This is a genomic window from Spirosoma daeguense (assembly GCF_054776875.1).
Window position 1 is genome coordinate 162,362 of sequence record NZ_BAAHBF010000009.1, and the last position, 19,201, is coordinate 181,562.

A 19,201-nucleotide genomic window follows, 5' to 3' on the forward strand; every position below is an offset into this window, starting at 1 on the left:
TCGCTCTTTCAGCCTTTCACTCTTTATTTAAGTCCCTGATCAAATACCAGTGATACGTAGTAAAGGCCGCCTACGGCTGGTGAGCCATAGGACTGCACTACGTATTGATTGGTCAGATTGGTAGCGCCCAGTTTTACTACGGTTTTTATCGAAGGCACTCGGTAATTTACCTGTGCGTCGAGCAGGTGATAGGCAGGTACACGGCCAGGAATCAAGGCGTTGAACGAACCAACCCAGTCGAAGCTTTCCTGCCAGTGCCACGCTACGTTAAAACCGAGGTTCGGTGCGATGTTACGATGGCCGAGTGTTACGTTCGTTTTCAACCGGGGCGTATTAAACGCTGCTACGTTGTTGGGGTCGGCGTTACGTATATCGAACGACGACCACGTACCGTTGGCTCCTACCTGATACCCACTTGCAGTGCGATACGTTAGGCCAAGCGTAGCACCTTGTGATGATACCTTATCAGGTGCATTGGTGTAAAGTTGAAACGCCTGAACGCGGCCACTTAGAATATCCTGTGCAGCTACCGGATTCGGTTTGCCATCGGCACCCAGAACCGGACTGGCAGGACGTAACACTACCGTATTTAGAATGAAGTTGTTATAAACGCCATAATAGTAATTGGCATCGACCGACAGATTATTGCTTAACAATCCACGATAACCAATCTCGAAACTGTTTATCCGCTCAGGAGCGATGTAGGGTACGTTCGATTTCTGAAGTTTGTCTTTATTATTCAGCAGCGCCTGCTGTGGTCCAACGCTGTTAACGGCGGCTCCGAAACCGGCACCAAACTGATTAACGCTAGCGGCTGTGTACGAATTTTCATAGACGTTCATACCGGCGCTGTTGCTAGGTGCTCCCCCCAAAATGGTAATAGGACCAACATTAAGTTTGATGAACTGGTCGGATGGGGTTGGGTTACGGAAACCGGTTTGATAACTCGCCCGGAAATGGTGGCGGTCGGTAGCTGAGAACACGGCAGAAGCGCGTGGGGTGAAGTAACCCGCAAAGTTCTGGTTTTTGTCGTATCGTCCCGACACGGTCAGTTTTAGCTTATCGGCGAGAAACGCTTTGCTAATCTGGGCAAAAGCACCGTATTCATGATAAAGAATTCGACCGCCTTTATCGTCGAATAACGTACCGTTGGTAAACAGGCTATACTGACGAAAATTTCCCCCGACCAGCACTTCTGCTACGTTGCTAAGGGCGGAGGTCAGATTGTATTGACCATCGGCATGCCACATACTGGTTTGGCTCAAAATTCCCGCCCCGGCCAGTCCCTGAACAGCCGTTAGCCGGTTTTTCTGCGCTTCAAATTCAGCCGTACCTGGTAAAAGCCGACCTTGATCCGCAAAGGTGCGGGCGGCTGTTTGATCGTTGGCCGTAACGTTCTGGATAGTACCGCTGTAAGCTGCCGTATATCGACTGAACCACGTATCATCGGCTTTGTCGGGTGTTACTACGTTACCGCTCAGATCTCGCACCCAGGTCCGGTTGATTTGTTGCCCCAACGACCGCGTATTAAACGAATCGTGTGAATCTTCGGCGTTGCTGTACCAGCGCACAAAAAATTGTGGTCCGCGTAACTCCAGCCGGTGTTGAGTTAGCGAAAATCCATTGACCGAAAAACGATTAGAGCCGGTGTAATTGGCGGTTCCTTTGGCGTAGTTGACCGCGTAAATGGCTTCTAGTTTTGGGGTGATTTTATAGTGGAGCGCGCCGTTTAATTTCAGGCTGTACACGTTGTAATCGGTCAGATCTTTCTCCATATAACCTGTTCGTGATACCTGCCCTGCACCTGTCAATGTTCTGACAACTTCATCACCATAAATATTGAGCGCATTACGAGCCGGACTCTGTGCTCCACGTTGCTCCACAGGAGTGGCCTGGTTCACATCTGTATAGTCTGTAGCAAACCAGTCGAGCCCCTGCATGTAAGACGCATTTAATTTAAAGGCAAACTTATTCCCAAACGCCTTGGCGTAACGAATCGCATGGTCGTTGTAGATGGCTGCGCCGGTATTAGCATCACCGAGATGATTGACGCCTACTTTTGCCTGAACACTCAAGCCCTGATACGTAAACGGGTCTTTACTGGTCATCAATAAGGCTCCATTGAATGCTGCGGGGCCATATAACGCCGATGCAGCACCGGGAACAAGTTCTACACTTTCGGCATCCAGATCACTCAGTCCAAACATATTTCCGACCGAAAATCCAAACCCGGCTGGTTGATTATCAACACCGTCGATGAGTTGCAGAAAACGGCTATTGCCAGTACTGGCAAAACCGCGTGTGTTAATTTGCCGATACGTTAGGCCGCTGGTTACCATATCAACGCCTTTCAGGTTGTTGATACCTTCGTAGAACGTAGCAGAGGGCGTTTCCCGAATGGTGCGGGAGTCCATTTTTTCGATAGTAACCGGAGCACGTACCAGCCGCTCTTCAACGCGTGATGCCCCAACAACCACTTCCTGTAACTCGCTAATTGTGGAATTCAGACGAATTGTGAGCGGGGTAGATGTATTGCTTACCGAAACCGTCTGTGGCTCATATCCCACCATCGAAATACGTAGCGTAAGCGATCCTTTTCGATTCGTAGAAACCGTGAACGAGCCGTTGTTATCCGTAACGGTTCCTGTATTCTGTCCTTTCACGGATATGCTTGCACCAGCCAACGGTTTATTCGTTGCCGGATCGGTTACAGAGCCGGTAATTGTTAGAGATTGAGCTAATGTTACGGTACTAATGAGCCATAACCATGCGAAAAGCAGGCTGTACTTTTTTATTTTCTTCATTTGATGTTTTAGTGAAATTTAGGCACCCGTTATTCTTCCAATTGCCTGATAATAGCTTTTGAAAGGAATGGCGGAATAATACGTAGTGATTTGATTATTAGGTATTTTGGGGAGCTGTTTGTGGGGTAGGATAGCCACCTGGCGGACGGTTATAACCACGATTCACGATGCGGTCGCCCAGTATGTCGTAGTAAGCTGGGTCGGAAGGAGCTATTGTCGCCATACCATCGACATATTTGTTGTAGAGACAAAACAGGGCAGCAATCAACACCGTGTCGTGAATCTCCCGATCTGTGGCACCAGCAGCATGGGCCCGAGTAACTGCCTCCGGCGTAACGGCATTACCCGACTGCTGCGTTTGAGCGGCTATCTGGAGCAAGGCTTTCATTTTTTCGCTTACGGGTGCTGTTTCAATGTCGGCTTTCACCGCAGCGGCTGTTTCGGTTTCGCCTAGCAGAATATCAGCGGCTTTTGTGTGGGCCGCATTACAGAAATTGGTGCAATTGCGCGACGATACGAGGGCTGCAATTAATTCACGCTCGCCCTGAGTTAATGTCGATTCGCCACGTAGCAGTAGTTGCGTTAGTTCGCGAATGGGCATGGCCGTATCGAGCCGGTATTCAAGCAGGCCGGTAATGCCCGGCAAGTGTTCCGGTAAAGGAATATGTGGCATGAGGTAAAACTTTTTGATGACCGACGTAGCAACACCACTCGTTGCGGATGCATGTCGACGTAGCGGTTTGCTGTTATCGAGTACAAGAATTTTTCACACGCTTAAAGCGTATGGCAAACGATCTGAACGATTCCTAGAATCAAATTCAGTTAAAAGAAACGATGATCTGGATTGGAGTAAACCTGTTCTTTACTGCATAAGAGAGCTAGTATACAGTTTATTAGCTATACGATTGCTGATGAACAATAACCCGCTGCGTTTCGTATAACGAAGCGTAGGTAAATTGATACGTACCAAGAAAGAACAGGAAGCCGTGTTAGGCTCTGGGCGGGGGAGAAGGAATCTGTATCGTCAGTTGTCGCAATACAAAAGACTTATCGGCAATCCGAACGTCGAGACGCCAGTTGGGGGGCGTGAAACTGAAAATGACTCCTTGTGTGGGAGAATATTCCTTAAGCAGCAGCTTGAGCAACTGATTAGCCTTCTTTGGCAGTTCATTGCTGGCGGCCAGATGCTGGTTCATGAATGAAAGTAAATCACTCTGCCAGAAGGACCGACTCTCGGTCTGTAAACCCGCAATGTGGAGCGTATCTCCCTGAATGCTCATGCTGACCACCGAATAGTACTGCCCGCGATAGGTGAACCCATCGGAAGTAGTTCGGGTGATGGCTTTAGCATCGGGTTTATCTTTGAGCGGAATCTGAAATTCAACTATAGAATCAACGGAGCGGAAGACCTGCAATCGTTGGGAGAGATCGTGTTCGGCCTGCCACCAACTACCCACGCTCACCAGCACATACGCCAGTGTGTGATAGAGAAGTAAGCTAAACAATCCAACCGATATCGCCTTTTTCACGCTGATTAACTGCTCAAAAGAAAATTTATTCAATAATAATACTAAATCCTAAACAAAGCTATGCGAATAAAGAGCGCATAGCCGGATTTCTGCTACGTAGTAAGCCTATGGTAGCACTTTATCGAACAGGCCATATTGCCGATTTGATACGTAGCGCTTATTTTTTCCAAGCAATCAGATTAACTTTTCGCCCGATTGCATAACCCATGCGTAACCCTTCTTCGCAGTCCATGCGATAGTGAACTCCCAGCACAACGCGTGAATAAGCGTTTTCCTGTGCCATTTCATAGAAGTTATTAAAGGTGCGAGGAGATCCCTTAAACTCGGTACGTCCTTCATGACAACGATCGGTCATGGCGTAATTGGCTCCGTAAATATCCGTCAGAACTTCGGCTGCTACCGCACCAAAACACGAATGCCCGGATGGATAGGAGGGAAATGGTGGCGTAATTCCTTCCAGAATAGCAATTGGGTTATTCAATTTCGTATGCCAGGTTGGGTCAATTGTGCGTCGGATATACGTAATAGGCCGTTCGATGTTATAGACGTACTTTGAATTCCAGCAGGCGACACCAATATCGCTCAGACCGATTCCGATTTTGGCGTATGTGTAAACAGCTTTGTCGAGAGGGACTTTCTCTTTTTCAATAACCTGTTTGGCAATAGCCAGCCATCGGCCTGCCGGTTCGAACGTTAATTTGTAAATATCGTCGCTCCAGAATTCACCGATCCATTGTTGCTCTTTGGTGATGGGCGTAGTTGCCGAATAAATTTCAAGCCCTTGTGCAAAGAGCGTCGATTTTGCATTAGTGCTATAGGCAAGTGGGGCTTTGGCCAGCCTATCGCTTTCGTTGGCAACAAATGTTCTTACTTTTCCCCAGTAAGGAAGTAAAGCCCGGGTAAAATCGGGGGAAGTGGGTTGCCATTTACCTACGCCCGTGGGCGCAACATAGTCGGTTGGATGATTGCGTAAGTAAGCCTGATCGCCAGCAGCATCTGTTTTAGCGTAGGCCAGCATAGCGGTGGCCATATCTTTACCAAATTTTACAGACCGCTCCTGCTCTTCGATTATACCTACCTTACTGTTCAGCTCTGTATGTAACTTTTCAATTTTCGCTTTATCTGCGTCTGCTACGTGCGGAAAAAAGCCTTTCATCATCTCGTAATAAGCTTCATTGGCGGCTACGTCCCAACGATAGGATTTACTGGCATCAGCTTTAGGAACCTTAAGCCCAGCCAACGTAGACGTAATGGATTGATAATTGGCCGATCCGGGAACAACGCTTTCATAGCCCGCTAACGTAATGTAAGCCAGTGCGCGGGCCGCTACAGGCGGACGATAACCGGGAGCATACCGTTCAATCTCCAGAAATAAATTCATCCATTGATTAGCAACCGAGGATTCAATGGTGAATACAGTTGTTTTAGGTGCAACCGTTTCTTTAGGTGTTTGACAGCCTAACAGTAACCCTAAAAAAAGAGCCAACGTGTATACAACACTACGTTGCCGTCGGTATAAATTTAGGTGTAAATGATTGGTGTAAACTCTCATAATAGATAGGTGTACTGAAAATAAGATGTCTGCCAGGGGTGATTAAAAAATGGTTGCCTGTTTTTTGCGTATTTAATCGAACCATCCGGTGTATACGTAGCACGGTCAGCTTTGTACAATATTTATGCCACTAGAATCAATTTTAGAATTGGCGTATAGCTATACGTTAAGTTATGAAATATTGATTTTTTGAAACGTTGATTGATGCTTGGTTTGCAAATCTTCAAATGGCAAGCTTTTTGTTTTCGATAGTTTATATAGGAAACAAATAAGCTATGTAATGAGAATATTGGTCGCTATCGCTATACTGTTTATTTATTTATTCTGTAACTATTCATTGTCAGCTCAGTCGCGAAATCTTCATACCGACGGGGCCCCGATTGCAATAGCCTGGGCCGATATGACTGTTCAGATCATGACCAAGGCTCCTAAAAATACGCCTACATATGGTTCTCGCGCCATCGGTTACATGGGACTAACCATGTATGAAAGCGTTGTGTATTCATCATCTAAACACCGTTCTGTGGTACGGCGATTGTCTGATAAACTGTCGTTGCCAAAACCAAAAGGAAAAAAAACAATCTGTTGGGAGTTAGCTCTGAATGCAGGACAGGCGTCTATGCTGAAAGCGTTATACGGTTACGCTAAAAAAACGAAAGCTATCGACTCGTTAGAACAGGCTATTCATCAACGTTATGCAACCAAACTTAATCCAGAAGTAGTTGCTCGGTCCGAAGCATATGGTAGAGAAGTAGCCACTAAAATTTTTGAATGGTCGAAAAGTGATGGGGGCTATGAAGGGTATACTCGTAATTTCCCATACGAATATAAACGGCCCAAAGGCAACGGATTCTGGATACCTCCAGTTCTTGGCCAAGTTAACAGCAACTTTCCGCTGCATCCTTACTGGGGTAATAACCGAACATTTTTGGCAAAGAACGGCAATATGCCAACACCCAAGCCACTAGTATATTCTACCGATACTTCCAGCCTTTACTTTCAACACTACAAGGAAGTTTTTGATCGAAAAAAAACACTTACCGACGATGATCGGGCCATTGTGATGTGGTGGAGCGACGATCCGTCAGAGACTTGTGCCCCCCCTGGTCATTCCTATCATTTGGCAACTGTTGCCATTCGCCAGAGTGAAGCGGGTTTAGTAAAAGCTGCTGAAACCTATGCACGGGTAGGTATGGCTGTGGCAGACGCGTTTGTCTGCTGTTGGAAAACGAAATTTGAGCACCTCGTAGAACGGCCAACCACCTTTATCAGATTATCTGTTGATAAACAATCGTCTTTCAATCCGTGGTTGCCTTTTTTTAAAGAGCCGCCTTTCCCGTCATTTTATTCAGGACATGCGGTTCAATCGGCGGCTGCCGCTACCGTATTAACCGATATGTATGGTGATGATTTTGCGTTTACAGATGATACGCACGCTTCTAGGCCATTACTCACTTATGAAGTTGCCAATAAATTACCTGACGGCATACCTACCAGCGAGAATTATACCCAATTTACTCCGACGTATACAAAACATACGTTGAGCTACAAAACTAGACACTTTAAATCATTTTGGGACGCGGCAAAAGAATGCGCCGAATCGCGGTTAATGGGTGGTATCCATACCCGTTATGACAATGAAATCGGTTTGCAAGAGGGTGCTAAAATTGGACGTAATGTGAATGCACTTCGCTGGCACTAAGCCTGTTCCGTGATCTATGAATTGATCGATGTTCTGGATAATCCAATTTGGCGGGCGTTCTGAAACTGCTCACATCTGGGTAGTAACTGGCTCACTTCGGTCAGACAACGTATCAGTGAGAAACAGCCAACAGTAGGCATTGATTTTGCGGGAAGAATGGGTTGGCCATACGTATCGATAGCCAGATGCCAACCAGTTTGTTTGACGTCTGGAAAATACTGAAAGGTATAGTCATGAATGCGCTTAAACCACTTCAGGCAATCTGGATGACGAGCGTAAACGTAGCATTTCAACAAAGCTGCCAGTGCTTCAGCATGTACCCAGCTCCATTTTTGTTGCCAATCCGGAAAGATAAATGGCTGCCCTTTTATATCGACGTATTGATTCAGGCCGAGTTTCGATTCGCTGGAAGGCGTATTGTCCCAAGCTTGTTCGCATAGCTGTAAACACCACGTAACAGCCTGACTGACCAGCTTACGATTGACGACCGAAGGACTTCCTTTTTGCAGCAGACTTTCTGCATATAAATCAAGTAAATAACTGGCTCCCTGAAAAGTTAGCCCGACGTGCAAACGGCGACCTTCGGGAGTGTTCACAAATGCGCCACCGGGTAATACGTATTCACGTAGTGTTTCGCTACGTCGGTCCAGAAATTCATTGAGAATTTCGCTCAGAATAGCATCTGTATGTTGTTTCCAGACGGTTTCGTCAAATAAAGGCCGGGTTTCGAGAAGGGCCTTTAGTATGGCTAGCGGTTCACTTAAATGATGAACATGCCGAAATTTGCCGAGTATTAGCTCAGATTCAGAACGAGCTAGTTCGCGACGTTTTAATACGTTCGATAATGTTTGTTTTGCCAGCATAGCCCATTCGTCGTCGCCTGTTGCCCGATGAAACTGGGCATAAGCCATAGCCGCAAAACTATCTGGTATAGAATTATCTGAAGGCTGTACAGAGCGGCCCCGGCGGTCAAACTGAGCGTAACATCGTAAACTTTCGTCGTGTGCAAACTGACTCAGAAACGTAACACCGTGCTGGGCATGTTCGAGCCAGGAAGTTTGTGGTTCAAACGTAGTATGGAGCCAAGAAAAAGCCCAAACCTGCTGGGCCTGCATTGTTACGTATTTATCTCCTTCTATTGGCTCGCCCGCTGTTGTGAGCATATCGAAAAACCCTCCACACTGTTTGTCTTGACTATGTTTTAGCCAAAACGGTACCACCTGACGAATCAACGCCTGCTGGTATTGTGTAGAAAGTTTCTGAAAATCAAGCAACTGAATTATGGATTAAGATCACGCTGGTAGCTTACAAACAAAGTACGATTTATTTCGACTGCTGTCAAATCAATCGGTCGGAAGTATCAAGCGTGATCTCACCAGTTTAGTAGATTCGTTCGACTTCGCGTTGTTCTTGCCGGGATGCTGTGTTTTCGTCGGGCAAAACAAACTTCAGTGGTTTGCCAACCTGATTGGGTAACAAAGCAATGGCCAGCACCTGATCAACCGTGTCGACGTAATGGAACTTGAGGTCTTTGATATACGTCTGATTGATCTCTTCGATGTCTTTCCGATTTTTCGAGCAAAGAATTATTTCTTTTACACCTGCTCGGTTAGCAGCCAGAATTTTCTCTTTAATACCACCCACCGGCAACACCTTACCTCGTAGGGTCACTTCACCCGTCATGGCAACGTAAGGTTTTACTTTGCGTTGCGTGTAGATCGAGGTCATCGAGGTCAGCATTGTAATTCCGGCTGAAGGCCCGTCTTTCGGAACGGCTCCGGCTGGAATATGAATGTGCAGGTCGTAATGATTGAAAATCCGGTAATCGATACCAAGCTCATCCGAATGCGCTTTCAGGTACGACAGTGCCGTAATGGCTGATTCTTTCATTACGTCGCCCAACTGCCCCGATAAGGTAAGCACACCTTTTCCACGGCTCAGGCTTGACTCGATGAGAAGGATTTCGCCACCAACCTGTGTCCAGGCAAGTCCGGTTACTACGCCCGCAATATCATCATCGGCGTAAAGCTCTTTGTCGAAAATCTCAGCACCAAGCAATTTCGGTACGTCATTCGCCTTGATCGTGTGCGTATATTCTTCTTCCATTGCCACCGATTTGGCAATTTTACGGACCAACGCACCAATTTTCTGTTCCAGATTCCGAACGCCCGATTCGCGAGTGTAACCTTCAATGATACGTAGTATGGCCTTGTCGTCAATGACTAGATCTTTAGGCTTAAGCCCGTGATCTTTACGTTGTTTCGGAATCAGGTATTTCTTGGCAATCTGTACTTTCTCTTCAACTGTATAGCCAGCAATGTCGATAATTTCCATCCGGTCGCGCAGAGCAGGGTGAATGGTATCGAGTGAGTTGGCGGTGGCAATAAACAATACCCGCGAAAGATCAAACTCAGTTTCAAGGTAGTTGTCCATGAACGTCGAATTCTGTTCTGGATCAAGTACTTCGAGCAACGCCGACGATGGATCACCCCGGAAATCAGAGCTTACTTTATCAATCTCATCCAGAATAAACACCGGATTAGATGAACCGCATTTGCGTACATTCTGAATAATTTTACCCGGCATGGCACCGATATAGGTTTTACGGTGCCCGCGTATTTCGGCTTCGTCATGAACGCCACCCAATGCCATCCGGCTGTATTTCCGGCCAAGCGCCTTTGCAACCGATTTGCCTAACGAGGTTTTACCAACACCCGGAGGGCCATACAGGCAAAGAATTGGGGCTTTCATGTCATTTTTAAGCTTCAGAACGGCCAGGTATTCAATGATACGTTCTTTCACTTTTTCGAGCCCAAAATGGTCAGCATCAAGGATTTTCTGTGCTCGCTTGAGATCAAAATTATCCTTGGTGTATTCACGCCAGGGCAGATCGACCATCAACTCAACGTAGTTCATCGTGACCGGATATTCCGGGGCCATCGGATTGATACGTTGTAGCTTATTCAACTCTTTATCAAAATGTGCGCGCACTTCGGCCGGCCACTTTTTACGGTCGGCTTTCATCCGGATTTCGTCAATCTCTCGGTCGGGATTATCCATGCCCAACTCATCCTGCAACACTTTCATCTGCTGGCGCAGGTAGTAATCGCGTTGTTGCTGGTCGAGGTCCGACGAAGCTTTGGATTGAATTTCGCGTTTGAGTTCGAGCAACTGCACTTCCCGAAGCATAAATTCGAGCAGCATGTTGGCTTGTTGACTTCCTTCGAGGCTTTCCAACAATCGTTGCTTATCTGCTACGTCAGCATTAACATTTGACGATAAAAAGTGCAGCAAAAATGTTGGACTTTCAATATTGTCAAGAGCAATACGTGCCTCTTGTGGAATCTCAGGATTGAGCCGAAGCATTTTATACGCCGTATCTTTCAGCGATTGCAGCAGTGCTTTCCCTTCTTTTTTATTGACGCTCATGAACGTATCATCAATCTGACGTACCTGAGCGGTTATAAACGGTTCTTCCTGAGAGATTTGTTGAATCTCAAAACGTTTTTTACCCTGAATGATAATTGTAATGTTACCATCTGGTAACGTAATCATCTTTATTATATACGCTACCGTACCGAATCGGTATAGATCATCGGCGGTTGGTTCATCTTTTTGCTGATTAAGTTGGGCTACTACGCCAATAATCCGGTTTCCTTTGTAGGCACGCTTAACCAGCCGAATCGACTTGGCACGGCCAACGGTTACGGGAATAACCATACCCGGAAATAGAACTGTATTTCGGACGGGTAAAATGGGTAAATTGGGGGGTAATTCGTAATCGTCATCTAGCCCTTCTGGCGAACCCAGTGGGACAATCTCCAAGTTGTCCGAATCGAAATCGGCCAATAATAGACGGCTAGCTAATTCTTTTTCTGAAATCATAAGTACACTGCCAGACTGACAGCTTTCATTACGTGGTACGTGACCGAATCTACAGAAAGATAAGGGTATGAAGTAGTTGCAAGGGGCGTGCCAATCTGCAAATTCTGACCAGATGGCAGGTCACCAGGATAATCTACAAAATTAACTAAATAGATGGGTGTGTGTCCTAATAAATTTATTATTCGAACGAAAGTGACTGAACGGACTGGGTTTTTCGGAAAACAAACGTCTTTTTCTGATTTTGATATTGCAGATTGACCATATTTACCTGATCGTCGAACAGCTCCATCAATACGTTGTTTTTGAGCAACCCGCCCCTGAAAGGTTCATTATAAGGCATTTCCAGATAAATCCAGTTAGCGTCGGCCTCAATTTCGTGCCCAATGTATTTAATAAGGCGGGGCTGCTTCTGCGAACTTACGTAGCCAAAGTGAGACAGGACGTATTTTTCGATAATCGGGTCGTTTTTATCATTCGGCCCTAAACTAACTTTTGTTTTTGTTGCTTCGGAAAGCGCTTTTTCGAAATCATCGGTAAAAATCCGCATACTGATTTCGAAAGTATGCTCTTTCGCATTGTATTGCATTTGGGTTACGCTGGCGTGGAAATCATGCAAAGGGCGATTGCCGGTGCATAAAAAAACGACGCCTACTACCAAAAGACGTAGCGCATTCATTCTAAACGCTGCCAATAACGTAGCGTTTAGAATGAATGGCCGGGCAATGTTTCGAGAAATTCGTTTAGAAAATAGCCTTGAAAACATCATTAAAAATGGCAAACGCCATCAGGCCGAGTAGCATAACCATACCAACCCGCTGAGCGCCTTCAAGGAACTTATCGGAAGGCTTGCGGCCCGAAATAATTTCATAGCCTAGAATAGTTGCGTGACCGCCATCGAGAGCCGGAATAGGCAGGATATTAAAGAAGGCGAGAGCCATTGAGAGCAAGCCTGTAACGGTCCAGAAACGATCCCAGCGCCAGATTCCACCGAATAGATTTTGCGCAATACCGATAGGACCGCTTATAGCTTTTGACGCTGAAACTTCGCCCCGGAAGATTTTGCCGAAGCCTTTGATGTTGTCGTAAACAACCTGAAATGCCCGCTGTGTACCAACTGATAATGCTTCGCCAAACGTGTATTCCTGCGTTGTCATTGGCAGCAGAAAGTCTGGGTAAAAGCCAATCGTACCTTCTGCAGTTGTGGTCATTTTAAGCGTATCCGTTTTGCCGCTACGATTGACCGTGAGCGTTAACGGCTTGGCTTTAAGCGGCTTTACAGCATCGGTGAATTCATGGTAGAACTGAATCGGCTTACCATTAGCACTTGTAATCAAGTCACCCGTTTTTAAACCAGCTTTTGTGGCTGGCTGACCGGGAGCTAGTTCGCCTACTTTGAACGGCTCAATGGCTTCGATGAACTGAGTGGCTGATTTTTTATCGGCAATTTTATCGATGAAATCGTTTGGAATATCAATGTCCATAATCTTGCCGTTCCGGTCGATTGTGTAATAACTGTTATCGCCGAGGAACACATCTGAACTCCGAACGTCGTTAAAATCGACTAGCGGCTTTCCGTTCACTTTCAGGATTTTATCGCCCGTTTGCAGGCCAATGCCTTTTGCCAGATCGTAGGCTACAATGCCGTACTTAGCATCTTTGGCGGCCAGATACGTATTGCCGTTTTTATAGGCCATAATCACGAAAATGAGGATGCCCACAATTACGTTAACGATAATACCACCCAACATAACGATCAGACGTTGCCAGGCTGGTTTTGCTCTAAATTCGTAAGGTTGTGGTTCGGTATTCGTATGAGCTGTATCGAGTGATTCGTCGATCATTCCCGAAATTTTCACGAATCCGCCAAGAGGAATTGCCCCAATACCGTATTCGGTTTCGCCCCGTTTTATGCTCCATACTTTGGGCGGAAAGCCAATGAAATATTGCTCTACGCGCATTCCAAATGCTTTGGCTGCCAGCAGGTGGCCCAACTCGTGTAATCCAACTAAAATAGACAGACCAAGAATGAGCTGCCCAACCATCACTAAAATTTCCATGTATTCGAAAACAGGGATAAACTCAAATTTAAGATTATTTAACGAAAGTTCTTCTACTTAATCCTGAACGTTTCGGCCAATTGTTACCGGGCTATGAAGTGAATTTTATGCAGTGTGCTAGTAAAAACGCTACGTAGTGGCCGTATAATACAAACAGCTAAACGAAACTTTTAATTCGCTCCGTTGCCAGCCGCCGGGTTTCCTCGTCGGTTTTTACGTAATCGTCATACGTTGGACTTGCTACGTAGTGCGTTTTGGCCAGACAAGATTCAATAATTTCCGAAATCTCCAGAAAGCCAATTTGGTCGTGCAGAAAAGCGTCGACAGCTACTTCGTTAGCTGCATTGATAATACAGGGAGCGTTACCGCCCTGCTGAAGCGCATCGAAGGCAAGTTGCAGATTTCGGAACGTAGTAAGGTCGGGCTGTTCAAACGTCAAGGACGGGTAATCCAGAAAGCTGAAACGTGGTAAGTCGGATTTCAAACGGTTCGGATAACCCAGCGCAAACTGAATCGGCAGGCGCATATCGGGTAGGCCCATTTGTGCTTTCAGACTGCCATCTTCGAACTGCACCAGCGAGTGAATAATACTTTGCGGATGAACCACTACGTCGATTTGCTCGGGGCGAAGGCCAAACAGCCATTTAGCTTCAATCACCTCCAGCCCTTTGTTCATCAACGTAGCGGAATCGATGGTGATCTTGGCCCCCATTGTCCAGTTCGGATGTTTAAGCGCCTGTGCTTTCGTTACGTTCGCTAAAAATTCGCGTGTTTTTCCCCGGAACGGGCCACCCGAAGCGGTCAGAATAATTTTCTCAATCGGGTTATGAAACTCGCCAACCAGACACTGAAAAATAGCCGAATGCTCCGAATCGACCGGGTAAATATTGACACCTTTCTGCGCGGCTAACTGCGTAATGAGTTCGCCCGCTACTACCAGCGTTTCTTTATTGGCTAGGGCAATTGATTTTCCGGCCTCAATAGCTTTGATCGTTGGCAACAAACCGGCATAACCAACCATAGCGGTCAAGACCATATCGATTGTGTCCATCTGGACAACCGACGAAATGGCTTTGGCTCCTGCGTAGACTTTAATACCGATTGGATCAAGCGCATTAAAAACCTGATCGTAGCGCTCTTCGTTGCAAATAACCACTACGTTCGGTTTGAGATCAACAGCCTGTTGAATCAGTAATTCGGCGTTGTTATTGGTTGTCAGCACTTCGACCTGAAACTGGTCGGGATAAGCCTTTACCACCTCAACGGCCTGTGTACCAATAGAACCTGTCGAGCCGAGAATGGCGATATGGCGTTTTTTATGTTCTGTCATTTAATTATTCACAGGGGTACTGATTCTTCATAAATGTAGATAAGGGTTTATATTACCCATTACCCATTGTTTCCAATAATCCTTCGGCAATTTTTCGGTCGTTGCTTAGGCGGGGGACTTTGTTTTGGCCGCCTAGTTTACCTTGAGACTTCATATACCGTTGAAAGGCACCTCTCGGTAGACTCGTCAGACGTAGTGGTTGCAAGATAGAACCCGTAATGAGGTCTTTGTAATAAACGTTCAATTCAACCAAGCGCGTGTCTACGTCGTGGGCGAAGGCTGCTACGTTGTGTGGGGGCGTCGCGAACTCAACAAGCCACTCGTGATAGGGTAAACCTTCTTTCGGACTAACCATTGGCGCTACGGTGAATTCAACTACTTCCGTTTCTGGATGCTTTTGCATGGCATCCTTAAGCGCTTTTTCAACTTCTTCGCCAATAACGTGCTCCCCAAAGGCCGAGATGAAGTGCTTGATACGTCCGGTTACGAGCAATCGATACGGTTCGCGGGATACAAATTTGACTGTATCGCCCAGCGAATAACCCCATAAACCAGCGTTGTTGTTAATAACGACGGCGTAGTTTTTACCGAGTTCAACTTCGCTAATGCTCAGGCGACGTGGGTTTTCGCTGAAAAACTCGTCGGCGGGAATAAATTCGTAAAAAATGCCACTGTCCAACAATAGCAATAAACCTTCTTCAGTTTGCGAATCCTGAAAGGCAATGAAGCCTTCTGAAGCTGGGTACGTTTCGATGGAGTCGATACGTTTGCCAATGCTTTCGTACAGTTTGGCGCGATAGGGTTCAAAATTGACGCCACCGTACACAAACAGCGAAAAATCGGGAAATACGTCTTTGATCAGCTTGCCGGTACGTTCCTGAATCCGGTCGAAATACATTTGTACCCAGGGCGGAATTCCTGAAATCAGCGACATCGATTGCGGTAGCGTTTCGTCAATGATACGTTCCAGCTTGGTTTCCCAATCGTCGATGGTATTGGTTTCGTAGCTGGGCATCTGGTTGGTACGTAGGTAACCCGGTACGTGGTGGTTCACAATGCCAGAGAGCCGCCCAATATTAATTCCTGCTTTCTGAGTTAGTTCGGGACTGCCGGAAAGGAAAATGAGTTTTTTGTCGAGGAAATCACTTTTTCCGGTTTCGTTAACGTAGTTCAGCAGGGCATCACGGGCCGAATTGATATGATTGGGGATAGATTCGTTCGTGATCGGAATGTATTTCGTACCCGACGTAGTGCCGGAGGTTTTAGCAAAATAGAGCGGTTTGCCTTTCCACAATACGTCGGATTCGCCCTTGAGAATTCTCTCGACATACGGCTTGAGATCTTCGTAATCTCGAACTGGAACCGCCTGCCGAAATTCCTCCATCGTCTGTACATCGTTCAGGCTATGATCGCGACCAAAAACGGTATTGCGCCCAGTATCGACCAGTTGCTGAAACCAGCGTTGTTGGGCTTCGGCAGGCTGGTACATCCAATCCTGCTGACGCTCTACCACCCACTTTGCCAAAGGCTTACTCAAAACCGAACGAATTCCCATAATGGTGCAAAAGTAATGTATAATGAATAATGGATAATGTAAAACGGAGAATTGGTAACACGTACTAAAAACGATGAATCAGTATTCGGTCTACATTCTCCATTATTCATTTCACTATAAAATGACTTTCTCTTGAATAATCTCTATTTTTGCACACTTTTCAAAAAATCAGTACTCGTAATAAGGCGTTCTGCGTCAACCTATAATGGGACTTTTTAATTTTCTAACCAGCGACATTGCGATAGACCTGGGCACAGCGAATACCTTGATTATTCACAAGGACAGGATTGTGGTGGATGAGCCTTCGATTATTGCAATGGACAAGGTCAGCGGAAAAGTGCTGGCTATCGGTCATAAGGCTATGCAGATGCATGAAAAGACCAATGAAAATATCAAGACCATTCGCCCCCTGAAAGACGGCGTAATTGCCGACTTTACAGCAGCCGAACTGATGATTCGGGGCATGATTAAGATGATTGATACGGGCAGTAAGCTTTTCTCGCCTTCACACCGGATGGTTATTTGTATTCCATCGGGTATTACGGAGGTAGAAAAACGGGCTGTTAAAGACTCCGCCGAACACGCAGGTGCCAAGGAAGTCTATATGGTACACGAGCCGATTGCTGCTGCTATCGGTATCGGTATCGACATTACTCAGCCAAATGGTACGATGATTGTCGACATCGGTGGTGGAACGACTGAAATCGCGGTTATTGCCCTATCTGGCATTGTCTGTGAACAGTCAATACGTATCGCTGGTGACGTATTTACCCGTGATATTGTCGATTACATGCGTCGCGAACACAACCTGCTAATTGGTGAGCGTTCGGCTGAGCAGATCAAAATGGAAGTTGGCTCGGCTCTGCCTGAACTCGACAATCCACCCGCCGATTACGAAATTCGTGGCCGTGATTTGATGACGGGTATTCCGAAAGAGATCAAGGTTACGTATAGTGAAATTGCGTACTCGCTCGATAAGTCGATTTCGAAGATTGAGGAGGCTACGATGAAGGCGCTCGAAATTTCGCCACCAGAGTTGTCGGCCGATATTTATACTAACGGTATTCACCTGACGGGTGGTGGCGCGTTACTGCACGGTCTTGACAAGCGGCTGGGAGCGAAAACAAAACTTCCGATTCACGTAGCCGACGATCCGCTCAAAGCCGTTGTAAAAGGAACGGGCGAAGTGATCAAGAATCTGGATTTATACAAATCTGTTCTAATTAGCTAATTGATTTTGGTACGTAGCCCAGGCTTGCTGTCAGCGATTAATCCGCTGGCGAAAGTTTGGGCTACGTGCTTTTATCGCTATGAGTGAGTTAGTTGACTTTTTTCTTCGAAGTCGGAACTTCATCCTGTTCGTATTGCTGGAGGTACTTTGCTTTTACTTCATCATCAACAGCAGTAATTACTGGAGTGCTACGTACTTCAATACGTCGAACCGGTACGCGGCTCAGCTATTGGCGTGGTCGAATGCGGCTAATCAGTACGCCCGCTTACGGCAGGTCAACGCTGATTTGGCTCTGGAAAACCAGCGACTCAACGAGCGACTCACCAAACTCATTCAAAGCAAACCGGCTGCCCCAACCGAATATCTGGCCGATTCGGCGTTTGCCGACCGCTTTAAATTCACCGTGGCCAAGGTTGTTAATAACACTACGCAGTTTGCCAACAACTATATCACTATTGATAAAGGCACTGACGATGGTATTCAACCGGGTATGGCCGTAATTTCGCCAACGGGCGTTGTTGGGAAAGTGAAGATTTGTAATCAGCATTTTTCGGTCATTACGTCGATCCTGCATTCAGAATACCTTGTTTCTTCACAACTTGTGAAAACCCGTGAAACAGGTACTGCAAAATGGGATGGTGTTGACCCGCACCTGATTAAGTTGAATGATATTTCGCTGACGCAGCCTGTTAGTAAAGGAGATTCGGTAGTAACATCTGAACTTAATTCAACCTTCCCACCGGGGATTCTGGTTGGGCGGGTTCGTTCGGTAGGTGTACAGCCTAACAAAACATTTCACGATATTACGCTTAACCTGGCGACTAATTTTAGTAGCCTGGCGTTTGTGTATATTGTTAAGAACAACCTGCGTGCCCAACAGGAACAATTGGAAAAACAAATAGAAACGGAGAAATAAGTTGTCAGTCATCAATCGTTAGTTAATCACAATTTATTCTAACTGGCGACTCGTGGCTAAAGGACTACCGACTATAAATAATGACCCTTCGCGAAATCGTAACAACGTCAATTTTATTTCTGCTGTACCTGTTGCTGCAAATTCTGCTTGTGCGAAATATTGTGCTGTTCGATTACGCCTTTTGCTTCGTCTACATTGCCTGTATTCTGCTGCTGCCTAACGAAACAAGCCTGACTTGGCTCCTTATTATTGCCTTTTTGACAGGGGTCATTGTTGATACGTTCTACAATACATTAGGAATGCATGCGGCTGCTACGGTGTTGATGGCGTATTGTCGACCGTTGGTGGTACGTTCCCAAATCGACGTACCGGGTTTAGAAACATCGCGTATTGAGTTCTCGTTGCAGGCATTGGGTACGGGTGCTTTTTTTCGATACGTATTAACGCTGGCACTTATTCATCACCTCACCTTGTTCTTCATCGAAGCTAGTAGTCTGACGTTGATTATTCCAACGCTGATTCGGGTTGGTGCCAGCACACTCTTCACTACAATAAGCATCGTGCTGATTCAATTCTTCACAAGAAACTGATAAGACATATGAAGTATGATGTATGAACTATGATGCCTTCTGAAAACACT

Annotated in this window: 14 protein-coding genes; 4 read left to right on the plus strand and 10 right to left on the minus strand. The window is 46.2% G+C overall.

Going from position 1 to position 19,201, the window contains the following annotated elements; translation table 11 throughout:
• Nucleotides 1-23: 23 nt before the first annotated feature.
• The 4 genes from ACYVD4_RS26725 to ACYVD4_RS26740 form a co-directional block, all read right to left on the minus strand.
• Entirely contained in the window at nucleotides 24-2,804 is a 2,781-nt protein-coding gene (locus tag ACYVD4_RS26725) for a TonB-dependent receptor (RefSeq protein WP_460950897.1), read from the minus strand.
• A 97-nt stretch (nucleotides 2,805-2,901) separates the two neighbouring features.
• Nucleotides 2,902-3,477, minus strand: coding sequence for a carboxymuconolactone decarboxylase family protein (locus ACYVD4_RS26730; RefSeq protein ID WP_460950899.1), 576 nt, complete (start codon nucleotides 3,475-3,477; stop codon nucleotides 2,902-2,904).
• A gap of 316 nt (nucleotides 3,478-3,793) precedes the next feature.
• Nucleotides 3,794-4,333: a hypothetical protein gene (locus ACYVD4_RS26735; protein ID WP_460950901.1), complete on the minus strand. Its 540-nt coding sequence runs from the start codon at nucleotides 4,331-4,333 to the stop codon at nucleotides 3,794-3,796.
• Nucleotides 4,334-4,490: 157 nt separating this feature from the next.
• Nucleotides 4,491-5,885 carry a vanadium-dependent haloperoxidase gene (locus tag ACYVD4_RS26740; protein WP_460950902.1) on the minus strand — a complete coding sequence of 465 codons (1,395 nt, stop codon included), beginning with the start codon at nucleotides 5,883-5,885 and terminating at the stop codon, nucleotides 4,491-4,493.
• A gap of 400 nt (nucleotides 5,886-6,285) precedes the next feature.
• On the opposite strand from ACYVD4_RS26740, the gene ACYVD4_RS26745 reads away from it, so the two are divergent.
• Entirely contained in the window at nucleotides 6,286-7,587 is a 1,302-nt protein-coding gene (locus tag ACYVD4_RS26745; RefSeq protein WP_460950904.1) for a vanadium-dependent haloperoxidase, read from the plus strand.
• Nucleotides 7,588-7,601: 14 nt separating this feature from the next.
• Here ACYVD4_RS26745 and ACYVD4_RS26750 read toward each other — a convergent pair whose 3' ends face one another.
• The 6 genes from ACYVD4_RS26750 to ACYVD4_RS26775 all read right to left on the minus strand — a co-directional run bounded on the left by ACYVD4_RS26750 (nucleotide 7,602) and on the right by ACYVD4_RS26775 (nucleotide 16,414).
• The gene (locus ACYVD4_RS26750) at nucleotides 7,602-8,861 is read right to left on the minus strand and encodes an AGE family epimerase/isomerase (protein WP_460950906.1); all 1,260 of its coding nucleotides are present in this window, start codon (nucleotides 8,859-8,861) and stop codon (nucleotides 7,602-7,604) included.
• Nucleotides 8,862-8,967: 106 nt separating this feature from the next.
• Nucleotides 8,968-11,472 (minus strand): endopeptidase La, encoded by a 2,505-nt coding sequence (lon, locus tag ACYVD4_RS26755; protein WP_460950907.1) that lies wholly within the window; start codon nucleotides 11,470-11,472, stop codon nucleotides 8,968-8,970.
• 178 nt (nucleotides 11,473-11,650) lie between these two features.
• Nucleotides 11,651-12,163: a DUF6702 family protein gene (locus tag ACYVD4_RS26760; protein WP_460950909.1), complete on the minus strand. Its 513-nt coding sequence runs from the start codon at nucleotides 12,161-12,163 to the stop codon at nucleotides 11,651-11,653.
• A 49-nt stretch (nucleotides 12,164-12,212) separates the two neighbouring features.
• Entirely contained in the window at nucleotides 12,213-13,529 is a 1,317-nt protein-coding gene (gene rseP, locus ACYVD4_RS26765; protein ID WP_460950910.1) for an RIP metalloprotease RseP, read from the minus strand.
• A gap of 157 nt (nucleotides 13,530-13,686) precedes the next feature.
• On the minus strand, nucleotides 13,687-14,859 hold the full coding sequence (locus ACYVD4_RS26770) for a 1-deoxy-D-xylulose-5-phosphate reductoisomerase (protein ID WP_460950912.1): 1,173 nt from the start codon (nucleotides 14,857-14,859) through the stop codon (nucleotides 13,687-13,689).
• A 52-nt stretch (nucleotides 14,860-14,911) separates the two neighbouring features.
• Nucleotides 14,912-16,414, minus strand: a complete 1,503-nt coding sequence (locus ACYVD4_RS26775) for a GH3 auxin-responsive promoter family protein (RefSeq protein ID WP_460950914.1) — start codon at nucleotides 16,412-16,414, stop codon at nucleotides 14,912-14,914.
• Nucleotides 16,415-16,619: 205 nt separating this feature from the next.
• On the opposite strand from ACYVD4_RS26775, the gene ACYVD4_RS26780 reads away from it, so the two are divergent.
• The 3 genes from ACYVD4_RS26780 to ACYVD4_RS26790 all read left to right on the plus strand — a co-directional run bounded on the left by ACYVD4_RS26780 (nucleotide 16,620) and on the right by ACYVD4_RS26790 (nucleotide 19,151).
• Nucleotides 16,620-17,645, plus strand: coding sequence for a rod shape-determining protein (locus ACYVD4_RS26780; RefSeq protein WP_020597389.1), 1,026 nt, complete (start codon nucleotides 16,620-16,622; stop codon nucleotides 17,643-17,645).
• A 79-nt stretch (nucleotides 17,646-17,724) separates the two neighbouring features.
• Nucleotides 17,725-18,561 (plus strand): rod shape-determining protein MreC, encoded by an 837-nt coding sequence (gene mreC, locus ACYVD4_RS26785; protein WP_460950916.1) that lies wholly within the window; start codon nucleotides 17,725-17,727, stop codon nucleotides 18,559-18,561.
• 80 nt (nucleotides 18,562-18,641) lie between these two features.
• Nucleotides 18,642-19,151, plus strand: coding sequence for a hypothetical protein (locus ACYVD4_RS26790; RefSeq protein WP_460950918.1), 510 nt, complete (start codon nucleotides 18,642-18,644; stop codon nucleotides 19,149-19,151).
• The last annotated feature ends 50 nt before the right edge of the window (nucleotides 19,152-19,201 follow it).

Coding starts and splice junctions, on each gene's coding strand:
- ACYVD4_RS26780 (WP_020597389.1), top strand. CDS start 16,620: ATGGGACTTTTTAATTTTCTAACCAGCGACATTGCGATAGACCTGGGC.
- ACYVD4_RS26725 (WP_460950897.1), bottom strand. CDS start 2,804: ATGAAGAAAATAAAAAAGTACAGCCTGCTTTTCGCATGGTTATGGCTC.
- ACYVD4_RS26740 (WP_460950902.1), bottom strand. CDS start 5,885: ATGAGAGTTTACACCAATCATTTACACCTAAATTTATACCGACGGCAA.
- ACYVD4_RS26790 (WP_460950918.1), top strand. CDS start 18,642: ATGACCCTTCGCGAAATCGTAACAACGTCAATTTTATTTCTGCTGTAC.
- rseP (WP_460950910.1), bottom strand. CDS start 13,529: ATGGAAATTTTAGTGATGGTTGGGCAGCTCATTCTTGGTCTGTCTATT.
- ACYVD4_RS26745 (WP_460950904.1), top strand. CDS start 6,286: ATGACTGTTCAGATCATGACCAAGGCTCCTAAAAATACGCCTACATAT.
- ACYVD4_RS26730 (WP_460950899.1), bottom strand. CDS start 3,477: ATGCCACATATTCCTTTACCGGAACACTTGCCGGGCATTACCGGCCTG.
- lon (WP_460950907.1), bottom strand. CDS start 11,472: ATGATTTCAGAAAAAGAATTAGCTAGCCGTCTATTATTGGCCGATTTC.
- ACYVD4_RS26775 (WP_460950914.1), bottom strand. CDS start 16,414: ATGGGAATTCGTTCGGTTTTGAGTAAGCCTTTGGCAAAGTGGGTGGTA.
- mreC (WP_460950916.1), top strand. CDS start 17,725: ATGAGTGAGTTAGTTGACTTTTTTCTTCGAAGTCGGAACTTCATCCTG.
- ACYVD4_RS26770 (WP_460950912.1), bottom strand. CDS start 14,859: ATGACAGAACATAAAAAACGCCATATCGCCATTCTCGGCTCGACAGGT.